Origin of the sequence: Parageobacillus sp. KH3-4, assembly GCF_022846435.1 — a bacterium.
Classification (GTDB): domain Bacteria; phylum Bacillota; class Bacilli; order Bacillales; family Anoxybacillaceae; genus Parageobacillus; species Parageobacillus thermoglucosidasius_A.
The window spans coordinates 2,341,983-2,360,360 of sequence record NZ_AP025627.1 but is presented as its reverse complement, the minus strand read 5'-3'; the positions used below and the strand labels follow the sequence as shown (position 1 = coordinate 2,360,360).

14 protein-coding genes and 3 pseudogenes are annotated in these 18,378 nt (G+C 40.9%); 11 read left to right on the top strand and 6 right to left on the bottom strand.

Features of this window, described 5'->3' with window-relative positions; genetic code table 11:
- Positions 1 to 22 precede the first annotated feature (22 nt).
- The 3 genes and pseudogenes from MWM02_RS11960 to MWM02_RS11950 all read left to right on the top strand — a co-directional run.
- Positions 23 to 2,068: a hydantoinase/oxoprolinase family protein gene (locus MWM02_RS11960; RefSeq protein ID WP_244402104.1), complete on the top strand. Its 2,046-nt coding sequence runs from the start codon at positions 23 to 25 to the stop codon at positions 2,066 to 2,068.
- A gap of 3 nt (positions 2,069 to 2,071) precedes the next feature.
- Positions 2,072 to 3,838 carry a hydantoinase B/oxoprolinase family protein gene (locus tag MWM02_RS11955; protein ID WP_064550810.1) on the top strand — a complete coding sequence of 589 codons (1,767 nt, stop codon included), beginning with the start codon at positions 2,072 to 2,074 and terminating at the stop codon, positions 3,836 to 3,838.
- 479 nt (positions 3,839 to 4,317) lie between these two features.
- Positions 4,318 to 4,570: pseudogene (locus MWM02_RS11950) on the top strand (PTS transporter subunit IIC); the annotation flags it as partial.
- 119 nt (positions 4,571 to 4,689) lie between these two features.
- On the opposite strand, the pseudogene MWM02_RS11945 reads toward MWM02_RS11950, so the two are convergent.
- A pseudogene (locus MWM02_RS11945) lies at positions 4,690 to 4,913 on the bottom strand (winged helix-turn-helix transcriptional regulator); the annotation flags it as partial.
- Between MWM02_RS11945 and MWM02_RS11940 the strand changes: the two are divergent.
- The 7 genes and pseudogenes from MWM02_RS11940 to MWM02_RS11910 form a co-directional block, all read left to right on the top strand.
- Positions 4,899 to 5,078: pseudogene (locus MWM02_RS11940) on the top strand (aldo/keto reductase); the annotation flags it as partial. The pseudogenes MWM02_RS11945 and MWM02_RS11940 overlap by 15 nt on opposite strands.
- Before the next feature lie 420 nt (positions 5,079 to 5,498).
- Entirely contained in the window at positions 5,499 to 6,110 is a 612-nt protein-coding gene (locus MWM02_RS11935; RefSeq protein ID WP_481861461.1) for a glycerol-3-phosphate responsive antiterminator, read from the top strand.
- Complete coding sequence (locus MWM02_RS11930; RefSeq protein ID WP_244402103.1) at positions 6,097 to 7,203, top strand: ABC transporter ATP-binding protein; 1,107 nt, start codon at positions 6,097 to 6,099, stop codon at positions 7,201 to 7,203. Before MWM02_RS11935 ends, MWM02_RS11930 begins: the two co-directional genes overlap by 14 nt.
- Positions 7,200 to 8,126, top strand: a complete 927-nt coding sequence (locus MWM02_RS11925; protein ID WP_244402102.1) for a carbohydrate ABC transporter permease — start codon at positions 7,200 to 7,202, stop codon at positions 8,124 to 8,126. The genes MWM02_RS11930 and MWM02_RS11925 overlap by 4 nt, the downstream gene beginning before the upstream one ends.
- Positions 8,123 to 8,935 (top strand): carbohydrate ABC transporter permease, encoded by an 813-nt coding sequence (locus tag MWM02_RS11920; RefSeq protein ID WP_244402101.1) that lies wholly within the window; start codon positions 8,123 to 8,125, stop codon positions 8,933 to 8,935. Before MWM02_RS11925 ends, MWM02_RS11920 begins: the two co-directional genes overlap by 4 nt.
- 18 nt (positions 8,936 to 8,953) lie before the next feature.
- On the top strand, positions 8,954 to 10,291 hold the full coding sequence (locus MWM02_RS11915) for an ABC transporter substrate-binding protein (protein WP_244403624.1): 1,338 nt from the start codon (positions 8,954 to 8,956) through the stop codon (positions 10,289 to 10,291).
- A 117-nt stretch (positions 10,292 to 10,408) separates the two neighbouring features.
- Positions 10,409 to 11,128 (top strand): glycerophosphodiester phosphodiesterase, encoded by a 720-nt coding sequence (locus MWM02_RS11910; RefSeq protein ID WP_081260222.1) that lies wholly within the window; start codon positions 10,409 to 10,411, stop codon positions 11,126 to 11,128.
- 445 nt (positions 11,129 to 11,573) lie between these two features.
- On the opposite strand, the gene MWM02_RS11905 is transcribed toward MWM02_RS11910, so the two are convergent.
- The 5 genes from MWM02_RS11905 to MWM02_RS11885 form a co-directional block, all read right to left on the bottom strand.
- On the bottom strand, positions 11,574 to 11,954 hold the full coding sequence (locus MWM02_RS11905) for a DMT family transporter (protein ID WP_064550804.1): 381 nt from the start codon (positions 11,952 to 11,954) through the stop codon (positions 11,574 to 11,576).
- Positions 11,955 to 12,074: 120 nt separating this feature from the next.
- The gene (locus MWM02_RS11900) at positions 12,075 to 13,007 is read right to left on the bottom strand and encodes a TauD/TfdA dioxygenase family protein (protein ID WP_003251288.1); all 933 of its coding nucleotides are present in this window, start codon (positions 13,005 to 13,007) and stop codon (positions 12,075 to 12,077) included.
- Between the two features lie 153 nt (positions 13,008 to 13,160).
- On the bottom strand, positions 13,161 to 14,003 hold the full coding sequence (locus tag MWM02_RS11895) for an ABC transporter ATP-binding protein (protein WP_064550803.1): 843 nt from the start codon (positions 14,001 to 14,003) through the stop codon (positions 13,161 to 13,163).
- Between the two features lie 21 nt (positions 14,004 to 14,024).
- Positions 14,025 to 15,086, bottom strand: coding sequence for a taurine ABC transporter substrate-binding protein (locus MWM02_RS11890; protein WP_244402100.1), 1,062 nt, complete (start codon positions 15,084 to 15,086; stop codon positions 14,025 to 14,027).
- A gap of 36 nt (positions 15,087 to 15,122) precedes the next feature.
- Positions 15,123 to 15,917, bottom strand: coding sequence for an ABC transporter permease (locus tag MWM02_RS11885; RefSeq protein ID WP_003251282.1), 795 nt, complete (start codon positions 15,915 to 15,917; stop codon positions 15,123 to 15,125).
- 389 nt (positions 15,918 to 16,306) lie between these two features.
- Here MWM02_RS11885 and MWM02_RS11880 point away from each other — a divergent pair, with 389 nt between their 5' ends.
- On the top strand, positions 16,307 to 18,364 hold the full coding sequence (locus MWM02_RS11880; protein ID WP_244402099.1) for a BglG family transcription antiterminator: 2,058 nt from the start codon (positions 16,307 to 16,309) through the stop codon (positions 18,362 to 18,364).
- Positions 18,365 to 18,378: the final 14 nt, after the last annotated feature.

Sequence of the window (18,378 nt, the reverse complement as noted above, 5' to 3'; positions counted from 1 at the left end):
TTTCTAGGAAAGGTGGAACACAATGAGAGTTGCAACAGATATTGGCGGGACTTTTACGGACTTAGTTTATGTTGATGATGACGGAAATTTTGGGGTAGCCAAAAGCCATACGACACCTCCAAATTTTGAGCAAGGAGTTATCAATGTTATTCAAAAAAGCGGGATTAATCCGCAAGCGATTCGGACATTTATTCATGGAACGACAGTTATTATCAATGCTTTAACAGAAAGAAAAGGTGCCAAAACCGGGCTTATCACGACAAAAGGGTTTAGAGACGTTTTAGAGATTGCCAGAGGGAATCGTCCGGATCTCTTCAATCTTCGTTACAAAAAACCAGAACCTTTCGTAGAACGCTATCTCCGCCAAGAAGTGGAGGAGAGACTTAATTATAAAGGAGAAATCATTGTTCCGCTAAATAAGGAACAAATTAAAGAAATTGTCTCTTATTTCAAAAAAGAAAAAGTCGAGGCGATTGCCGTTTCTTACCTTCATTCATACGTAAATCCAGTCCATGAACAAGAAACAGTAGAAATCATTAAAGCCCTTTGGCCGGATGTCGCTGTGACAGCTTCCCATGAAGTGACAAAGGAATGGCGTGAATATGAAAGAACGAACACCGCTGTTTTGAACTCCTGCGTAAAACCGATTGCCGCTTCTTATATTGACCGCTTACAGGCGGAACTCATTGAAAATCAAACCAATAGTCAGAATTTTATTATGCAATCCAATGGTGGAACAACTACGTTTAGCCAAGCTAAACAGACCCCGATTCATATGGTGGAATCTGGGCCCGTCGCCGGGATTTACGGCGCAAAAGTTCTAGGAGAGATGATAGGGGAAAAGAATATTATTGCCTTTGATATCGGAGGAACGACGGCAAAATGTTCACTCATTAACAATGGCGAAGTGAAAGTAACGACTGATTACTATATCGAAAAAAATGAGCGGAGTGCCGGTTACCCGATTAAAGTGCCGGTCGTAGATATTGTCGAAATTGGTAATGGCGGTGGATCCATTGCTTGGATTGATGAGGCAGGTTCTTTGAAGGTAGGACCGCAATCAGCCGGAGCGTTGCCAGGCCCTGTTGCTTACGGATTAGGGGGAACAGAGCCGACAACAACAGATGCGAATCTAGTAACTGGGCGTCTATCTCCGGAAAATTTTGATTATCAAGTAGATTTAGAGAATGTGCGCAGAGCGATTAAAGAAAAAGTGGCTGATTATTACGGAATTTCTGTAGAGGAAGCGGCATTAGGAATCATAAGAATTGCGAATTCTAACATGCTTAATGCGCTAAAGCTCATTTCTATTCGAAAAGGTTATGATCCGAGAGAATTTGCACTGATTGCATTCGGTGGCGGAGGCCCTATGCATGCTCCTGCTCTTGCTAAAGAATTAGGCGTGAAAAAAGTTATTGTGCCTGTCGCATCCTCTGTTTTCTCCGCTTGGGGAATGTTAATGACGGATCTTCGCCACGATTATATCCAAACGTATATTAAGAGATTAGCGAATATTGATTTGACAGAAATCAACAAGGAATGGGCTAACTTAGAATCAAGAGCCTTTTTCCAATATAACGAAGAGGGAATCACAGAAGAAAATGTGTTATTTACGAGATTTGCAGATATGAGATATTTGGGGCAAGAACATACCGTTAAAGTACCTGTTCCAAATGGAAAATGGACAAGCGGCATTCTAGAAGAGATCACTCATCGATTCCATCAACTGCATGAACAACACTACACATTTAAGCTTGAAGATACGCCTACTGAAATTGTCAATCTTCATTTAACAGCGTTTGGAAAAGTAAAAAAAACAGTTTTGAAAAAGATTCAAAAAACCGGAAGTAAAATAGAAAATGTTTTAAAAGAAATTCGCCCTGTATTTTACGAAGACAAAGGCTGGCTTAACACGGAAGTTTATTACCGCAACTTATTAGAACCAGATATGGAAATTACAGGTCCAGCTATAGTCGAAGAGCCATCTGCTTCAACTGTGCTATATCCGGGCCAATTATTAACCGTTGATCAATACGGCAACTTAATCATTGATACGGGGGTGGAGTAATCGATGGCAAATACCAAGTCAAAAACGGACCCGTTTACCCTTGAAATTGTAAAAGATTCATTAATTGCTATTGGAGAAGAAATGTTTTATGCCCTGGCTCGAACTTCCATGAGTCCTATTATTTACGAAGTATTAGACTACGCGAGCGGTTTAACGGATGCAAAAGGCCAATTGCTTACGCAAGGAAATGGTGTTACCGGCTTTATCGGAATGTTGTCGTTTATGGTAAAAGAAACATTGCAAAAGTTTGGAAAAGAGGGCTTAAGACCAGGTGATATTATTATTATCAATGATCCTTATGGTGGGGGAGGGTCCCATCTATCCGATGTTGGGCTTGTCATGCCGATTTTTTACGATGGTGAACTGATCGCTTTCTCTGCCAATAAAGCACATTGGACAGAGGTAGGCGGAAAAGATCCCGGTTCGTTTAGCAATGACGCAGTGGAAATATTCCAAGAAGGACTGCAATTCCCTTGCGTAAAATTGTTTGAAGAAGGAAAAATCAATCAGGCGCTTGTTGATATCATCCGATCGAATGTTAGATTTCCTGATTTATCACTAGGCGATATGTGGGCGCAAGTCGCAGCTTTGCGAACAGGCGAAAAACGTGTTCGCGAATTGTGTGGCAAGTACGGAAACGATATTGTGTTAGCATCTATCGAGCATTTATTGGATCACGGTGAACAATTGGCACGGAAGGAGCTACAAAAACTTCCAAAGGGGACTTTTGAAGCGGAAGATTATATTGATGATGACGGTTTGGGTAACGGACCATTTAAAATCAAAGTGAAAGTAACAATTACGGATGATGAATTCATTTGCGATTTTCGCGGAAGTCATCCGCAAGTACCGGGCCCGATTAACTGCTCATATACAGCGCTAGTATCTGCCGTACGAACGATATTTTTAGCTGTTACGAACCCATCTCAAGATGTAAATGACGGAGTTTTCCGGCCGCTGAAAGTAATTACGGATCCGCAATCGGTTTTATCGGCGGAGCGTCCAGCCCCTGTATCGATATATTGGGAAAGTATGTTAGCCGGTGCGGACTTAATTTGGAAAGCCTTAGCTCCGGTCGTGCCGCATCGTTTGCCTGCAGGACACTTATTGTCGGTGTGTTCGGTAGTGCTAGCAGGAAAACATCCAGATACGAATGAGCCATTTTTAATTGTGGAACCTTCTGTTGGTGGATGGGGAGCAGCAGAAGGGCAAGATGGCGCTCGAGGGCAGTTCTGTATTGGCGACGGTGAAACGTACAATGTACCAGTTGAAGTTGCTGAAACCCGTTATGGTGTCATGGTCGAAGAGTATGCTTTAAGAACAGACGGAGCTGGCGCAGGGGAATATATTGGCGGTTCAGGTGTCATTCGCTCCTACCGTGCTTTAACAGATCATCAAATGGTATCTGTCACATTTGGGCGCAACAAATTTTTGCCTTGGGGAATCAATGGCGGTCATTCAGGATCTGCGAATGAATTTATTATTCAAAAGGTAAATGGAGAAGTAGACGGTCCTTATGGAATTTATCCGAGGTATCCGCTCAATAAAGGAGATGTTGTCAAGTTAATGACGGCAACAGGCGGCGGTTATGGAAACCCTCTCGACCGTCCAGCTGAAAAAGTAGCCAACGATGTAAAAAATGGATATTTCACTATAGCCCAAGCAAAAGAAATATTTGGGGTCATTTTAAATCCCGATACTTTTGAAGTAGAAGGATATACATCTTTAAGAAGCGAGAGGATGAAATCAGACTGCAGGTCATCACAATGAAAGATTCATCGACAGAAGAACAAGCTTGCATGCCCATTTGGAAAGTGTTTGAATAAAAAATGTGAGTGGGCATACTACAGTATGGGACTTGCTTTAGCGAATATATCGGCACGTTTCGGAGCGAAGAAGGCGTTCATCCCCTTGTAGCATCATATCCACCATCAAAAAGCAGAAGCAGGGAATGTTGGCGGCTCTCGCGAAACTGATGGAAGAGAAGGCGTTAGGCTTGTTTGCTACATCCCGTAAAAAAGGATATTTTCAAAGGGGGAAACCGCCTTCTTTGTGTTGCTTTCTCACCCGTTAGCTGGTAATAGGCTGAATCGTTACAGGAGAGAAAAATAAAAAACGGGCGAAATGTTTGTGAAGTTGTTGTAAATTCGGTTGTTGCCACATCTATTTGCGGATGTGGTTTTTTATTTTTTCTACTATGAATAAATCGAGAAGACTCCTGTTTCCATGAAGTAAGCGGGAGGTGAATCGGTAACGCCGCGGGTGATAGACGAGGCGCCATTTTTGGAACATTTGCCAGCGGAATTTTCCTTTTCTTTTACCAGCGTGCTTACTCCCAGTCGTTGGCTCGCTCGGATTTGCAGGGACGACGTGCGGAGATCGGATTTTGGGATTGTTGGAATTTTGTTGGGGGATTTGATTAAGTTGTTTCGTGATGGAAGAGGAGTCCCCCTAACCTTGACAAGATACAAAGTAAACCCTCCTGTGGTAATAGTTTACTAATATAATGACCACGAGAGGGCTTCACCAAAATTGTGGGAGAACCAATTTTATCACCGTTGATTACACCAATACGATGATGGTAAAACTTTATCAAGCTAAGCCAATGTTTTAATAAGATTTTAAAGAGTTCCATCTATCCTTAGTTTATCATTTAAAACGCTCTCTTCTAACACAGTACCTTGGTGATATGTTTTTCTCCCCATGCACATAAAGAGTCTAAAATGTCTTTTAAACTCCACCCATATTCACTAAGTTCATATCCCACCTTTGGCGGAATTTGGTTATAAACAATACGATTAATGATTCTATCCTTTTCTAACTCGCGTAATTGTTGAGTGAACATTTACAAAACGGCGTTGTAACCATTCCAAAAACGACAAAAGAACATCGCATTATTGAAAATGCATCGGTATTTGATTTTGAGTTAACGGAAGAAGATATGAAGCGGATTGATGGCCTGAATCAAAATCATCGAGTCGGTCCAGACCCGGATAATTTTGATTTTTAATAGAAACCAGAAGGGGATGGATGTATTCAAAAAGAAATATGAGGCTTAGTATTTTAAATAAAACTCAGAAGATCTCCTGTTTCACCTTGATAAGGTGGAGGCCGTGCACTCCGAGCCAAGTCGGATCATCACGCGAAGCCCGGACTTGAAATGAAGAGTCCGGGCTTTAGTTTTCGTGCTTGCCTAGTTCATAAAAGCTTCCACAAAAATTTGACTAAGTTTATAAAATATCCGAATTTTACAAAAAAACCATCCTCTTTTAACATGCCATTTATAAAAATGGCCTATGATGGAATTAAAAGTGAATGGGTAGGTGGAGAGGATGAGAAACCGTGAATGCAAAAAGGAAGCGATTTTACTAAACGCTCCTATATGTTTTCATGGTTTCTTTTTCTTTTACTTTGCGAAAGGGGGATTGTTGTGAGAGAACGATGGTTGGAGTGCATCCGAAGCGACCGGATCATTGCCGCAATTAAAAGCCCAAAGCATCTGGAAATGTTCCTCCAAACCGAATTGCAAGTCGCCTTTTTGCAAACGGGAAACATTAGTGTGATTAAACGATATGTCGATTTATTAAAGGAACAGCAACGATTTGTTTTTCTTCATGTCGAAAAGATCCCAGGAATTAGTTATGATCGGGAGGGATTGAAGTTTTTGGCGAAATTTATAAAGCCGCATGGGATTGTGACGACAAAAAGCTCTCTCGTTCAATTAGCGAAAAAAGAAGGGCTGATGACCGTTCAGCGCTTGTTTTTAGTGGATACCGATGCGGTGGAAAACGGAGTAAAAAATATTCATGATGTCCAGCCGGATGCATTAGAGATTATGCCAGGGCTGATTCCTGAAATGATTGAGACGATCCGGAAACAGACGCACGTTCCCATTATTACCGGCGGGCTGATTCAACATGAGAAACATATCGAAGCCGCGCTGCAAAGCGGAGCGGTTTCTGTCTCGACGGGACGTCCATGGTTGTGGAAAAAATGGGGAAGTATAAACAGGGAAGAGGTGCATGCGCGTGGAGCAAATTGAATTAGTTCATGTTTGTAAGTCTTACAATGGAAAAGACAATGTTATTCACGATTTAAGTGTTTCCATTGAACCGGGAGAATTTTTCGTTCTTGTCGGTCCGTCTGGCTGTGGCAAAAGCACGATTTTACGGATGATAGCCGGGTTAGAAACGATTACATCCGGGACTTTGCTCATCGGCGGGATAGAGGCCAATGATCTGCCGCCGAGCGAACGCAACTTATCGATGGTATTTCAAAATTATGCGCTGTATCCGCATTTAACCGTCGAACAAAACATTACATTTGGACTATATAAAAAGAAAATTTCGAAACAAGAACAAAAGAAACGCTGTTTAGAAGCAGCAGAATTGCTTGGTTTGACCGGTTTTCTTAAACATAAACCGCGCCAATTATCCGGTGGGCAGCGCCAGCGTGTAGCGCTGGCAAGAGCGATTGTCACTCATGCGCCTATTTGTTTGATGGATGAGCCTTTATCGAATTTAGATGCAAAATTGCGGGCGAAAATGCGCTCCGAAATTCGTCAGCTGCAAAGACGGCTAGGGATCACCATGGTTTATGTGACACATGATCAAGTAGAAGCGATGACGATGGCGGATCGAATGATGATTTTGCACGAAGGGCGGCCGCAGCAAATCGGAAAGCCGCTTGATATTTATAACCATCCTTCCAATACGTTTGTTGCTTCTTTCATCGGCTCGCCGCCAATGAATTTGGCGGAAGCAAAGGTGCTGGAAAGTTTGCTGCTTTTTGACAGCGGGCGGGCGCTGCGTCTTCACCACCATTTGCCTCCTTCCACCCAGCAAATCATCGTTGGCGTCCGGCCGGAACATATCCGCCTTGCTAAGCCAGGCGATGACCATTTTATAGCGAAAGTCGTCAATGTCGAAGTTTTGGGGACGGAAACGTTCATCACATTTGAACTAACGAAAAACGAGCATTGGATCGCGCGATGGAACGGGCAATGGAACATTCATGCCGGTGAGAAAGTGCCTCTAACGATTGATGAAACAGCTTTCCTTTTCTTTCATGAAAACGGCCAGCGGTTGAATCACTCAATCCCATCTTATGCGGCCGGCCAGGGGGAACGCCAATGAATACACCGCTTTCTGTAAAATCTTCTCCCTCCGCTTCGGTTCGCCGCAAACAAGCGATATGGGCGATGTTGGAAGGAATTGCATACTTGTTTCCATCTCTTATTTTGTTTTCTATTTTTCTTTTTTACCCAATGCTCAGAACATTGTATTTAAGTTTCTACGCAACAGATCATCAAGGCAATCCTGTTCAATTTGTCGGGATCGAGAATTTTGTTTATTTGTTAAAGGATGCAAACTTTCTGCAAAGTGCAAAAGCGACATTGTTGTTTGTTTGCTACACCGTTCCGGCCAGTGTTATTCTAGCGTTATGTCTAGCGCTTATGGCCAATGAAAAGCTGAAAGGAATCGGTTTGTTTCGCACGTTTTTTTCTTCAACGATGGGCATGAGTGTCGCGGCCTCTTCTGTGATTTGGATGTTTATGTACAACCCTTCCATTGGGATTATCAATAAAGTGCTATCTTTATTTGGAATTTCAGATGTTCAGTGGCTGCTTGACCCGAACATTGCGCTCATTTCTGTCGCCATTTCAACGATTTGGATGAATACAGGATTTACCTTTCTGGTTTTGCTCGGAGGATTGCAAAATCTCGATTCCTCTTTATATGAAAGTGCGAGCATTGCGGGGGTGGGCTACTGGTATCAGTTTCGCAAAGTGACATTGCCATTGCTGTCGCCGACACTCTTTTTTGTGACAACGGTTTCGCTCATTCATTCGTTCCAAACGTTTGGCCAAATCGATATGTTAACGAAGGGCGGACCGATGGATGCAACGAATGTCATTGTTTACTCGATTTATAAAGATGCTTTCATTAATTACAACTTCGGTTCCGCCAGTGCCCAAGCGGTCCTTCTCTTTTTCGCGGTGTTGGCAGTTACCTTTTTGCAATTTAAATTCGGAGAGAGGAAGGTTCATTATCAATGAACGTTTTACGGACGTTTCTGTTGTATGTCCTTCTCATCATTTGTTCTGCTGTTGTGCTGTTTCCAATTGTTTACGCGTTCCTCATCAGCTTTATGGACGGAGCGGAAGTGCTGCAAGGGCATATATGGCCGCAGAAGTTCACGATAGAAAACTATGTTGCGGCGTTTCAGAAAGTTCCGTTGCTAGAGTATTTGTTAAACAGCTTTATTGTTTCGTTGCTTGTCATGTTGGGGCAGTTAATTGTTTCGAGCTTAGCGGCGTTTGCCTTCGTGTTTCTGAACTTTAAAGGGAGAGATGTTCTCTTTTTTCTATGTATCGCAACGATGCTAATCCCTTGGGAGGCAACGATGATTCCGAATTTTTGGACCGTGCAAAAGCTAGGCTGGCTGAATAGCTATTTAGGATTGACAGTTCCATTTTTTGCTCTAGCTTTTGGCATATTCCTTTTGCGCCAGCACTTTAAAACGATTCCATTGGAATTGTATGAGGCGGCGCAAGTATCAGGCGTTGGCCGCTTTCGTTTCTTTTGGAATATTGTTCTTCCGTTATCAAGAACGAGTTTAATTACATTAGGAGTTTACAGCTTTTTAACGACTTGGAATATGTATTTATGGCCTTTGCTTGTTACCAATAACGACCATGTTCGCACCGTCCAAATCGGATTAAAGCAAATGCAATCGCAAGAAATTTCGACGGAATGGGGGGTGGTGATGGCGGCAGTGATCGTGGTCGTTTTACCAACATTATTGCTGTTGTTTGTCGGGCAAAAGCATCTTCAGAAAGGGCTTATGCAGGGAGCCATTAAATAAGGAGGAGAAAAAATGGTCATGAAAAAGGGCATTTTCGCTTTGTTCTTGTTCATTTTTATGACACTGACCGCTTGTTCAAGCCAAAGCAACGAAGCAGCGGCCACTCCATCTGAAAACAAAGACGGGAAAACAGAGGTCATTTTTTGGCATGCGATGAGCGGAGATTTAGAAACGGTATTAAAAGAGATTGTGGACGAATTTAACCAGTCCCATCCTTCTATTGAGGTCAAGCCGATTTTTCAAGGCACATATGAAGAGGCGCTGGCGAAATTCAATGCGGTGGCTGGCACGAAAGACGCGCCAACGATTATGCAAACATTTGAAGTTGGAACAAAGTATATGATTGATAGCGGCAAAATCCAGCCTGTGCAAAAATTTATTGATGAAGGAAATTATGATACATCGCAATGGGAAAAAAATATCGTTAATTATTACACGGTGGATGGAAAAATTTACTCCATGCCGTTCAACTCCTCCACGCCTGTGCTGATTTATAACAAAGATGCGTTCAAAGAAGCGGGCTTGGACCCTGAAAAGCCGCCGATGACGTATAGCGAGTTAAAAGAAGCGGCAAAAAAATTGACAAAAAAACGAGGGGGGCAAACGACTCAATATGGTTTTTCCATTTTAAATTACGGCTGGTTTTTTGAAGAAATGCTCGCGGTGCAAGGCGGGCTGTACGTCAATAATGAAAACGGCCGCACCGGGAACGCCACGAAAGCGGTTTTTAATGGGGAAGAAGGATTGCGTGTATTCGATTTAATTCGTGACATGTATAAAGAAGGAACGTTCTACAACGTAGGACAAAACTGGGATGATATGCGCGCGGCGTTTCAATCCAAGAAAATCGCGATGTATTTAGACTCTTCTGCAGGAGTGAAAACGATTATCGACAATGCGCCGTTTGAGGTAGGAGTTTCTTACTTGCCAGTTCCAGATGGTATCGAGCGTCAAGGGGTGATCATTGGCGGAGCGTCGCTATGGATGGCCAAAGATATTAGTGAAAAGCAGCAAAAAGCGGCATGGGAGTTCATGAAATATTTAGCAACACCTGAAGTTCAAGCGAAGTGGCATGTGAAAACAGGATATTTTGCGATTAATCCAGCCGCTTATGACGAAGAGATCGTGAAAGCGGAGTGGGAAAAGTACCCTCAATTAAAAGTCACCGTCGATCAATTGAAACAAACGAAACCAATACCTGCGACACAAGGGGCGCTCATCACTGTTTTTCCAGAATCCCGTCAAAAAGTCGTAAAAGCAATGGAAAGCATATACCAAGGTGTTGATCCGAAAGAAGCGCTGGATCGTGCAGCGGAGGAAACGAACCGGGCTCTTGAAGCAGCGAATAAGAAATAAGTTGGAAATCAACGGGGCTGGCTTGAACGCAAAGTATCAGGACTCACAATTTTATGCGATATCAGACGCTCATGGGTCAGTTTCTTTAGTTTACGCATGAATGGGGGACCGAGAGGAATGGAGGTTTATGCTCATCGAGGATTTAGCGGAAAATATCCCGAAAACACCATGCTGGCGTTTCAAAAAGCGTATGATGTAGGAGCTGGCGGGATCGAATTAGATGTGCAAATGACAAAAGATGGAGAAATTGTCGTCATTCATGATGAACGAGTCGACCGAACGACCGATGGAATTGGTTATGTAAAAGACTTTCTTTATAAACAGATTCGTTTGCTTGATGCAGGCGGCTGGTTTCATGAGCGCTTTGCCCGCCAACGTATTCCCGCCTTGATGGAGGTGCTGGAGTGGGTTCAAGATTTAGATAAAGAGATAATGATTAATATTGAGCTGAAAAATAACGCCATCGATTATCCGCATTTAGAAGAAAAGCTGCTAAAAATGATTGGGCAATTTCAGTTGGAAAAGCAGGTGGTATTATCTTCATTCAACATATGCAGCATGTTAAAAGCGCGGCGGCTTCATCCGTCGATCGAAATCGGCACATTGTTTGAAGGAATTCATGAAAGCGCAATTCTAAAGGCAAAGGTAGTGAATGCCCAAGCGATACATGGAGATTTGCCGTTTGTTTTATCTTCAGAAGGAAGAAAAGCGGTGGCCCAAGGGCTGAAATTGCGCGTTTATACGGTGAATGACGCAAAGGTAACATCGCTGCTGCGCGATGCAGAAGTATCGGCGCTGATAACAGATTTTCCGAATGAATTTCTGATGAGAAAATAAGTTCTTTATGTGAAAATGAACGAAAACTTCGTCGTTGAAAAACGAATATGAAATATGATTTCAGTAGGCACAAGTTCGATATCTTAAGTGGTTTGAGCGTATGACAATTTGATATAAACGCCGTCGGCATGTTATGTAGGAAACGATCTTCAGAAGAAAGCTCCTTTGTAGACAAGTATTAACGGACACCTATTGAATTAGAATCAAGCTGTGTTTATCGATGCATATGGGTAAGATTATTTAAGAAAGTGGAAAACACTTGTGGCACTTCCTCAACGGCCATTATGAGACGATTTGACCACTTGACCCAGCAACACCTTTTTGGCACCCATTTGACACCACTTGTGGTTCCAGTAAAAAGTCTTCTAAAGATTAATGCAACAAGTTTTGGGACAATGTTAAAGCCGAAAGATGATTTTTAAGATGAATAGGCGAACAGTACCTGTCACTGTTCGCAATTTCCATTCCTTTCTGTTTGCAGGTACGACGAAGATGCTTCTTTTTCATGTGCTTCTCCACTGATATTCAACATAATAACACCGACAATAATCATTAGTATTGCCAGCATCTTGAATAAGGAAAAGTGTTCTTTGAAGAATAAAATTCCTATTGTTGCAATAATAGCTGTACCTAATCCGGACCATATTGAATAAGCAATGCTTACCTCAATCTCTTTGAGTGCTAATGTTACTAAAGTAAGACTTGTTCCATAAAAAATAAACATTAAAATGGAAGGGATTAACTTTGTAAATCCTTCTGACATCTTCATAGAGGTTGTGCCTAAAACTTCCGAGACAATCCCTAGTAAAAGGAAAAACCAACTCATTGGATATCCTCCCTTGGTGGTATTGTAAAATTTTGTTGTGAGAATACATAGTTTCATATTCAATAATTATACAAACACAATAAGTGGAACCTCTTTAAGGTTCCACTCATTTTCAATATTTTAAAATGGACGATCTCCGACAATTGCCACCCGTTCAGCCTTGCGAGGATGCGGGTAATAGTCGGAAACGGCATAATGTTGAGTTGCACGGTTATCCCAGAAAGCGACTGTGTCCTTCTCCCAGTGAAAACGGACCTGGTACTCAGGAATATGAGCTTGGCGAAACAGGTACTGAAGCAGTTTCTCGCTCTCCTCTGGCTCGAGACCGACGATTCGCGTAGTAAAAGCTGGATTCACAAACAGAGTTTTCCGGCCTGTTTCTGGGTGCGTTCGAACCACCGGGTGTTCAACAGGTGGAAATTCTTTTTGTTTAATAGCTAACTCTTCTGGTGTCATTAAATGGCTGAAAGAAGGAGTGAAATCGTGAATAGCAGTGAGGTTATCGATACGTTCTTTAATCTCGTCAGGTAAATTGTCATAAGCGGCGCCCATATCAGCCCATAGCGTGTCTCCACCAACAGGAGGAACTTCAATCAGCCTTAATACAGCTGCTTTAGCAGGATTGGCGCGAAAGGTCACATCGGCATGCCAGATGTTCTCGAAACCACCTTGCTTATGATCCCTAGAAAAGCGGACAATTTCTTTTGATTGGCCTTCTTCAATCGGATAAAATGGGTGAACTTCCAACTCACCCCACAGCCGGGCAAAGGCTCGCTGCTGTTCACTAGTGATCTTTTGGTTACGAAAGAAGAGAACTTTCCACTCTAATAGTGCACGGTTCAACTCTGCTTGTAGCTCAGGGGTAATTGGTTCTCTCAAGTCCACTCCAATGATCTCAGCGCCTATGATCGGACTTAGTGGTTTGACTTCAAATAATAAATAAGGTCGCTCCTCCATACCTTCGGGTAGACGCCGCAAAATACGCGGACCTACATAATCTTCACGGTTTTCAAACTTGAGTGGTCGAGAATAATGGGTATTCATTTGAGACATACACATGCTCCTTTCAACAGTTATATAATTTCAAATTCAAAAACCAACATCGACGAGGCGTTTAAGTTGGTTGAAACAACGGCCGAATGACTGGTGTATCGAAAAATAAATCTGTATTTTTAAAATATTTTAATTAATGGATTATTCGAATAATTAATGGTTAATTCCAAACCCTGTATTATTTGCTTTACTATTTCTGATAGTGGAAATTAAATAATATCGCAGATCATTAAATTCTTTAGAATGTTTGATTTCTTGGACGGATTGATTGTGCTGTGATAACGGGTTTTGCAAATCTACTACGATTCTTCCCGGTTTCGAATGCATAACTAAAATTCTCTTTCCTAGCAATAGGGCTTCTTCTACATCATGAGTAATAAAAAATATGCACTTTCTTGTTTTTTTCCAAAGTTCAAGAAGATGGATCTGCATGTTTTCCCGCGTTAAGGCATCTAATGCACTAAAAGGTTCATCCATTAAAATGACTTGCGGATCGGTAGCTAATGTTCTTGCAATGGATGCTCTTTGCTTCATCCCTCCAGAGAGCTGGTAGGGCAACATTTTAGCAGAGGATTCGAGCCCTACAAGATTTAAATAGTAGGAAACGATTCTTTTTCTTTCTGATTTTGCTATAGATTTCATCTTTAAACCAAATTCAATATTTTTTTCGATCGTCATCCATGGAAAAAGGTTATGATGTTGAAATACTACCCCCACATCAGGACTTGGACCGGTATGCGGTTGATTGTTAAGCACTACTTCACCCGTAGTTGGTTTTTGAAAACCGGCTAATATATTTAATAAAGAAGATTTACCGCAACCTGACGGACCTAATAGACACACAAAATCATTGGCATCTAATTGAAGATTTATATTGTCCAATATAGGAAGACCGTTATTTTCGTTTGAATAATGTAAGCTAATATTCTTTAATTCTATTAATGCGCGATTATTAAATATCTCTGAACGCGCTTGGACAGGTGTGCTTACGTACATAAACTTCCCTCACTATCACGCTTATTTGTAAAGGTCGCTTAATAAAGCTTGTTGATAAGTGGCTAGGTCAGGGGAAGATGATATGTTTTTCTGTTGAGCCATAAAATCTCCTGTGTCTTTTAATATTTTGGCTAACTTTCCCGGTTTCTCTGGTTCCCCAAAAAAATCTTTTTGTTGGGAAGCGTCCAGCCATATAATTTGTTTCATTGTTTTTAAGCTTTCCTCAGGAGATAATCCTAATTCTTTAGAAAGAAGTTGGGATGCTTCTTTTGGTTTATTCCGATAATAATGCACCGCCTTATCTAAAACAGAGATATAACCTTTAACAATTTCAGGGTATTTTCTCGCAAACTCTTTATTCACAATTCCGAATTCTCCAGTTACAATGCCTTTTTTAGACAAATCCTTTGATGTAACAATAACGCGGCCTCCCTCATTGATTAACTTTGTCTGTGTAGGTTGCCAAATATAAGCGCCGTCTATATCGTCACGTTTCCAAGCGGCATAAATATCAGGGGGCTGCATATCAAGAAGCGTTATCCTATCTTTTTCAGGGTTGATGTTTTCTGCCTTTAAGGCCCCTAGTAAACTGAAATGAGAGGTCGAACTAAATGTAGTAGCGATTTTCTTACCTTTCAAATCCTTTAAAGATTGAATGCCAGAATCTTTTTTTACGACTAACGCTTCACTTTCGCCGATAATATCATGAAGGTAATACACTTGATAAGGCAGTTTGTTTGCGATACCTATTGAGCCGGGAGGAGTACCAACAAGACCAAAATCAATGCTTCCACTTGCCATTGCGTTATTAACATCCCGTCCGGAATCAAATTTAATCCAATTAATTTTAATACGGGGGTACTTTTTCTCTAGCAAACCTAATGCTTTTGCTAAGAGTTCTCCATTTGGGGAAACTTGGTATCCTAATCTAATCTCTTTTGGCGCACTGCTAGATGAAGAAACTGGCGGTTCACCATTTTTTGCAGTAGATGTTTTTGGGCTGGAACAGCCAGTTATTACACTAAATATAAGGAGTAGCAAAATAATCAATATTGCATTTATTTCGCTTTTTTTAAATACCATCTTTTTCACTCCATTGTTTATAATTGATACACTTTGTTAATCTTGTTTTCCAACCCAAGAGAATTGAATATGCTGATACAATCTAATGATGCCATCCATAAGAATGGCGATTCCTCCCATTAGAATGATTCCTACAAAAACAATATCGCTTCTCAAATATTTACTCGCATCTAATACCATCCAGCCAATCCCTGAGGTAGCCGCTACCATTTCAGCAGCAACTAATGTAGCATACGTAACGCCGATGGCTGTACGAAATCCTGTTATGATGTCCGGCAAGCAAGATGGGAGGATTATGTATAATAGGACTTTCGGTTTTGAAGCCCCTAAAGACAATGCTCCATTTATACGCTCTTGTGGGACGCGCTGTACACTAGATACAGTGGAAATAAACAAGGGAGCAAAAGCACTTAAAAATAAAAGCGCAACTTTCGATTTATCATCAATTCCTAACCATAAAACAAGTAAGGCGTAGTAGGCTAATGGAGGAAGTGGTCGGTAAAATTCAATAATCGGATCAAAAATAGCAAGTATATATTTTGAAATTCCGCAAAAAATCCCCAATGGCACGGCCGTGAAAACTGCTAAAATTAGGGCTAAAAACAATCTGTACAAACTATTTAGTATATGAGTGCTTAACGAAGCACCTTTATATCCATCTCTTATTAACTCTAAAAATGCTTTCCAAACAGACTGGGGAGTTGGGAGAAAAACAGGATCCACCCATTTTAAATTTGTACTTACTGTCCAAACGATTAATATTAAGGTGATGCTGATTATCGAAATTCCTCTAGTAAGTATGTGCTTTTTATATACCAATTTGTTGCTCATTCCCATCCTCCTTCTTATGGATTTTCATAAAAAAATATTAAAATTCAGATAGGATTACTTGGATATATGGTAGCAAGTGGTTTTTATTTTGTCAATGACTTTTTCTATTCTTAGGTTCAACCGCACCACGAAACGACAGAAAAGAAAATTACTTTTAACTCGGTTGCAGATCCCTCGAGATTGATCAATATAGTACGAAAAATGGTTTGTAAATCTGTTAGCGAATGTAGTTTTTTATTGTCCATCAGTCCATGTTTTGCACAGTTCTGCTCACAACATTCGGGCTTATCTTTTGTCGAAAATTCAATATAATGAACAGTAAGAAGGGTCTAGATTCTTCTATTAGAGTATATGATGGTTTGCACGATGGAATGAAGGAGCGCTCCAGCATGATACTCAATGCCCGTTGTGTCCAAATTTTAAATATGTTGCTTAGTTCTTCCACTCACGTCACTACAGACAAGCTCGCTCAGTCCATGCAAGTTTCAAAGCGAACGGTTTACTACGATATGCAAAAAATAAATGATTGGCTGCGAAGCCAAGGCTTTTCGCCGCTGAAACATGTGCGCGATCTCGGTTTTTACTTGGACGATCAAGCCAAAAAGAAAATTAGTGCAGCATTGCAAACAATGCAGCCAATTCGACATTACGAGTATTCTTCGGACGAAAGAAAAGCATGGATTGGATTACTGATTTTTATCCGCAGCGGTCCAATTTTTTTACACGACTTGTTAGAGAAACTGCAAGTGAGCCGAAGTACTTTATTGAATGATGTCAAGAAACTCAAATCGGAATGGCAGCTGTTTCAATTGGAATTAGCATTCCATCGTAAGCAAGGATATTTCGTTATTGGCGAAGAGAAGCAAAAACGGAAGGCGATCGTGCATCATGCCGCACAGCTTTTGGCAACTGTTGGCTATGAACGTCTATGTTCTGAGTTGCTTGGTGGACACATATTACCGATCAAGAATATTATTCGCCAATCAGAAACATTTTCTGCCATTCGTTATACGAATGATGTTATTCACACATTAACGGTTTATCTTTCTATTTTTCTGAAGCGATGGATTCGTGGTAAATATATTCAAATGGATGAGCAGGAAAAAGAAGTGCTGCAGTCGACTAGGGAATACAAAACGGCTCATCATATCATTACTCAAATTGAAAACGTTTTCCGAGTTGATGTTCCTCAAGATGAAATTTGTTATCTAACAACTTATCTTTTAGGTTCAAGAGTCACAGATGATAAGCAAATCGATCAAAATAATGAAATTGCCACTTTGAAACAAATAATCAAAAACATGGTCGATGATTTTCAAAAGTATGCTTGTGTACAATTCAAACATCGTGAAGAGTTGGAAAAAAATTTATTGATTCATATGAAGCCAGCCTATTACCGACTGAAATATGGACTTCATTTGCAAAATGAATTAACCCAATCTGTTAAAGCAAATTATCATGACATTTTCACTTTAACGAAAAAAGTTGTTCATCATGTCGAAAACGTTGTCGGCCAATCCATAGGCGACGATGAAATCGCTTATATCGCAATGCATTTCGGTGGATGGCTTGACAGAGAAGGGGTATCTGTTCCGAATCGGAAAAAAGCGCTCATTGTGTGTGAAAGCGGCATTGGCACATCGCGAATTTTACAAAAACAAATTGAAGAACTATTACCAACCGTTGATGTCATTGACATCATTTCGGCAAGAGAATACCAGGCTTATTCTCTGGAACATGTTGATTTTGTTGTTACAACCATTCCGTTAGGACCGCGGGATGTTCCCGTTTATATCGTTCGCCCTATTTTAACCGCTGCGGATAAAATGTTGCTTTTAAGGGAAACAAATGGACTGTCTGAAACGAAAACTCTATCGGTCGAAGCATTATTGGAAATCGTTAAAAAACATGCAACGATCATCAATGAAAAAGCATTAATTCAAGAGCTGCATGAATATATTAGTCAAAGCAAAAGAAAGGAGATTTTGAAAAAACCGATGCTGAAAGATTTGCTTACAAAACAATGCATTCAGTTTGTAGAAGAGGTAGGTGATTGGAAAGAAGCGATTGCGCTTGCTGCGAAACCGTTATTGGATGGCGGTTATATTACAAACGCATACATTCAAGCGATGATTGACAATGTGAAGAAATTGGGGCCTTATATCGTGATTACACCAGGAGTGGCTTTGCCACATGCCCGGCCGGAACAGGGAGTAAAGAAAATTGGCATGAGCTTTCTTAGAATCAAAAATGGCTGCCTATTCTCCGAAAAAGAAGAGCATCGGGTATATATTTTAATCGTTTTAGCTGCCATCGATAATGAAACACATTTAAAAGCGCTATCGCAGCTGACAAAATTATTATCCGATAAAGAAAATATGCGTGTATTGTTCTCGGCCACTTCGATAGAAGAAGTACTCACATTAATCGAAGCATATTCTCATTAAATAAGAGATAAAAG

Bases quoted from the DNA above. Each gene is read 5' to 3' on its own strand.
- MWM02_RS11960 (WP_244402104.1), top strand. From the start codon at position 23: ATGAGAGTTGCAACAGATATTGGCGGGACTTTTACGGACTTAGTTTAT.
- MWM02_RS11955 (WP_064550810.1), top strand. From the start codon at position 2,072: ATGGCAAATACCAAGTCAAAAACGGACCCGTTTACCCTTGAAATTGTA.
- MWM02_RS11925 (WP_244402102.1), top strand. From the start codon at position 7,200: ATGAATACACCGCTTTCTGTAAAATCTTCTCCCTCCGCTTCGGTTCGC.
- MWM02_RS11920 (WP_244402101.1), top strand. From the start codon at position 8,123: ATGAACGTTTTACGGACGTTTCTGTTGTATGTCCTTCTCATCATTTGT.
- MWM02_RS11915 (WP_244403624.1), top strand. From the start codon at position 8,954: ATGAAAAAGGGCATTTTCGCTTTGTTCTTGTTCATTTTTATGACACTG.
- MWM02_RS11910 (WP_081260222.1), top strand. From the start codon at position 10,409: ATGGAGGTTTATGCTCATCGAGGATTTAGCGGAAAATATCCCGAAAAC.
- MWM02_RS11905 (WP_064550804.1), bottom strand. From the start codon at position 11,954: ATGAGTTGGTTTTTCCTTTTACTAGGGATTGTCTCGGAAGTTTTAGGC.
- MWM02_RS11900 (WP_003251288.1), bottom strand. From the start codon at position 13,007: ATGTCTCAAATGAATACCCATTATTCTCGACCACTCAAGTTTGAAAAC.
- MWM02_RS11895 (WP_064550803.1), bottom strand. From the start codon at position 14,003: ATGTACGTAAGCACACCTGTCCAAGCGCGTTCAGAGATATTTAATAAT.
- MWM02_RS11890 (WP_244402100.1), bottom strand. From the start codon at position 15,086: ATGGTATTTAAAAAAAGCGAAATAAATGCAATATTGATTATTTTGCTA.
- MWM02_RS11885 (WP_003251282.1), bottom strand. From the start codon at position 15,917: ATGAGCAACAAATTGGTATATAAAAAGCACATACTTACTAGAGGAATT.
- MWM02_RS11880 (WP_244402099.1), top strand. From the start codon at position 16,307: ATGATACTCAATGCCCGTTGTGTCCAAATTTTAAATATGTTGCTTAGT.